General features: G+C 37.3%; 4 protein-coding genes. 3 read left to right on the forward strand and 1 reads right to left on the reverse strand.

Annotation, left to right across the window (positions count from 1 at the left end; all coding sequences use genetic code 11):
- Both C3938_RS00355 and C3938_RS00360 read left to right on the forward strand, forming a co-directional pair.
- Nucleotides 1-782: sensor histidine kinase (locus C3938_RS00355; RefSeq protein ID WP_158681494.1), on the forward strand; the 782-nt coding region annotated here is incomplete at its 5' end.
- Nucleotides 775-1446 carry a response regulator transcription factor gene (locus C3938_RS00360; RefSeq protein WP_105101331.1) on the forward strand — a complete coding sequence of 224 codons (672 nt, stop codon included), beginning with the start codon at nt 775-777 and terminating at the stop codon, nt 1444-1446. The genes C3938_RS00355 and C3938_RS00360, both read left to right, overlap by 8 nt.
- An 833-nt stretch (nt 1447-2279) precedes the next feature.
- On the opposite strand, the gene C3938_RS00370 is transcribed toward C3938_RS00360, so the two are convergent.
- Nucleotides 2280-2606 carry a four-helix bundle copper-binding protein gene (locus C3938_RS00370; protein WP_105101332.1) on the reverse strand — a complete coding sequence of 109 codons (327 nt, stop codon included), beginning with the start codon at nt 2604-2606 and terminating at the stop codon, nt 2280-2282.
- 286 nt (nt 2607-2892) lie between these two features.
- Between C3938_RS00370 and C3938_RS18125 the strand changes: the two genes are divergently transcribed.
- Nucleotides 2893-3081, forward strand: a 189-nt coding sequence (locus C3938_RS18125; RefSeq protein WP_233998559.1) for a hypothetical protein, incomplete at its 3' end; no start/stop codon positions are given.

Consider the following 3081-nt stretch of genomic DNA (forward strand, 5'->3'; position numbering starts at 1 on the left):
GACATAAGGTAGAGCTACATACCGATCGCAGAGATGAACTGGGGGAATTGGCAGCTTCAATTACGACGTTATCGGATGACTTAGAGCGATTGAAAAATGAGAGGAATGAATTTTTGGCCAGCATTTCGCATGAACTCCGGACCCCGCTAACCTATCTGAAAGGATATGCGGATATAATTAGCCGAGGTGACATATCAGGTAACGAGAGAAATGAGTATATTGAAATTATTCGGGAAGAGACCGAACAATTGGTGGTACTAGTTAAAAATTTGTTTGAACTGGCAAAAATGGATCAGAATAGGTTCATTATAAATAAAGAGAATGTCGTGTTTGGAAACCTAATCCATACGATTACCGAACGCATCCGACCCGCACTTGAAGAAAAGAACATCACATTTTCCGTTCGCTGTCCAAGCCATATCAATGCACATATTGACCCTGAAAGAATTCAACAAGTGCTATTGAATATATTGGATAATGCAAAAAAACATACCTCTCAAGGGAAGCGAATTTCCTTGGAAGTATCTCAAAATAAACGTGATATTATAACGATGATTTCGGATGAAGGCGAAGGGATTCCCGAAGAAGACCTTCCTTATATATTTGAACGTTTATACCGTGTGGAAAAATCCAGATCTAGACTCAGTGGTGGAACTGGGTTGGGATTAGCTATTGCAAAAGAAATCGTGGAGTTCCATGGTGGTACGATTAAAGTTAGAAGTAAACTGGGCGAAGGGACCAGTTTTATCATGACGCTGCAGAGAGGTGATTCCCATGAATAAAGTTTTATTAATCGATGATGAAAAACGGATGTTGGATTTATTGGCATTATATTTGAAGCCATATCATTATCTGTGTCAAAAAGCGCTGGGGGCTAAAGAGGCCCTGTCCTATATAAAAGAAGAGGAGTTTGACATCATTCTGCTTGATATAATGATGCCGGAAATGAACGGGTGGGAGCTTTGTAAGGAAATCAGGCGTTTTTCAGAAGTGCCAATTATTATGGTCACTGCTCGGGAACAGAAGGAAGATATTGTAAATGGACTGAAACTGGGTGCAGATGATTATATTACGAAACCCTTTAATGAAGAGGAATTAGTAGCGAGAATGGATGCACTATTGCGGAGAATAAAACCAGCCAGTCAGATTGAAGTAAATGGATTATTATGGAATGAAGATCGGTTTGTGCTTTCCTATAAAAATAACCCGATTAAATTAACACCAAAAGAGTTTTCCATGCTTGGAGTTTTAATGAAAAATCCGGAACTGGTCTTTTCCAGGGATCAGTTAATTGATTTGATATGGGGGCTCAATTCAGAAACGGAGGGGCGAACAGTGGACTCACATGTCAGAAATGTACGGGAAAAAATTCGTCAGGTTGGTTTTCCCATCGATGAGTATTTTAAAACGGTTTGGGGCATTGGGTATAAGTGGGTTAATAAATGAATCTTATTTGGATAAACAGTTACTCAAAAAGGCAGTTAACCTGTCTTTTTCCTTTTCTGTAATATTTGCATAAGTAAGAAAGATACAACTCTTACAACGCAGGTAAGTTTTTATATTGATAAAACAAAATGCATGAGAGGTTGTTCTATGAGGAGCTAACATTCAAATAAGCATTCCCATGACATGTCAGCCCGGTATCTACACGTGATAGAACTGGAAGCAAAATAGGATGGTGACTATATCCATGATTATCTAAAGGATATGATCTTAAAACGCCAGGAGAGAGTATGAACTTAGCCAACATTTCCACGCATTAACTTATTCTTTGTGTTCTTTGATAAATTTCCTTTTTCGTTTAAATTCATCTTCACTAATTTCTCCTTTTACATAGCTTTCCTTTAATATCATAAGTGGTCGATCTTCAATTCTAATTTTCTTCATTAGGAACCTAACGACAAGATAAACTGTCAATCCCAAAATTACTACAAAAATAATTAACCCAATACCCATTAAAATACACATTATGATCATTGAATCATACATCATATTATCCATCATCATGCTATTCATCAAAACTGGGTACCTCCTAGTCATATTCTATTTATAAAGATTCCCTTTATGTAGCAAATTATTTTAAGCTAGGCATATTAACTATTTTCACAATAAAAAGTTAACAAGATCCACATAGTTCTGTTCACAGGTTTCTAATTGATGATGTATTAAAATCTTTTGGGTAGGGGCATAAATAGGATGATAAAATTCTAATAGTTTTAAAAAAGCTGCTCAAGGAGGTAAACCCGCTTGAGCAGCTTTTTTCTACATAATGGAAGCCTTTAAGCAACATTTTTACATGCTTCGGCACATTTAAAGCAGGCATCCGCACATTTTTGACAATGGTCATGGTCATGCTTCTTGCATTCATTTCCACATGCCTCGCAAATTTTAGCGCAAACTGATGCTAATTCGGAAACAAATGGTGTATTTCTTGATAAGGCCTGTTCTAAATAAGAACAAATATCAGCGCACTCTCTGTCCAACCGGATGCACTCAGCCATCATTTTGATATCTTCCTCTTTCAGACATGCATCATAACAATGATTACAAGCTACGGCACATTCATGTAACGCCTGGATTAGTTCTTGATGTTGCTCATGTGACATTTGCAAAATACCTCCTATATCAGTATTATTTTTTGATGTTACACAGTATAAAGTTTCCCACTAACTGCTCAAATAAACCAATATCTATAAACTCCATAGAAATTGCACAATTTCTTAACAATCTTTCTTGTTTAATTAATACCTTACAGGGGTATAGTATGATAAGATTGTGATAAGAAGACAACTTATTGTACAACATATCAAGAGGAATCTTCTTAACTGCATCTATATGGAGGAGTGATACTAATGGCAGAGCATGATAATAAGAACAGTAAACACGAGGGTCATGAACACTATCGCCATGAGCACCATCAAAGTAAACAGGAGGGGAACGGGCACCAAGGACACGTTCATCATAATCACAACGAACATCATGGGCATGAACACCATAACCATGAACATCAAGAACACAGTGGAAGTGAGGGAAATAGACATACTCACTCGGAGCATGGAGGAGCCCATTCCGGTCATCATG

It is taken from the genome of Microbulbifer pacificus (assembly GCF_002959965.1).
In the GTDB taxonomy this organism is placed as follows: Bacteria; Pseudomonadota; Gammaproteobacteria; order Pseudomonadales; family Cellvibrionaceae; genus Microbulbifer; species Microbulbifer pacificus_A.

Excerpts from the sequence above, each read along its gene's own strand:
- C3938_RS00360 (WP_105101331.1), top strand. The coding sequence starts at position 775 with ATGAATAAAGTTTTATTAATCGATGATGAAAAACGGATGTTGGATTTA.
- C3938_RS00370 (WP_105101332.1), bottom strand. The coding sequence starts at position 2,606 with ATGTCACATGAGCAACATCAAGAACTAATCCAGGCGTTACATGAATGT.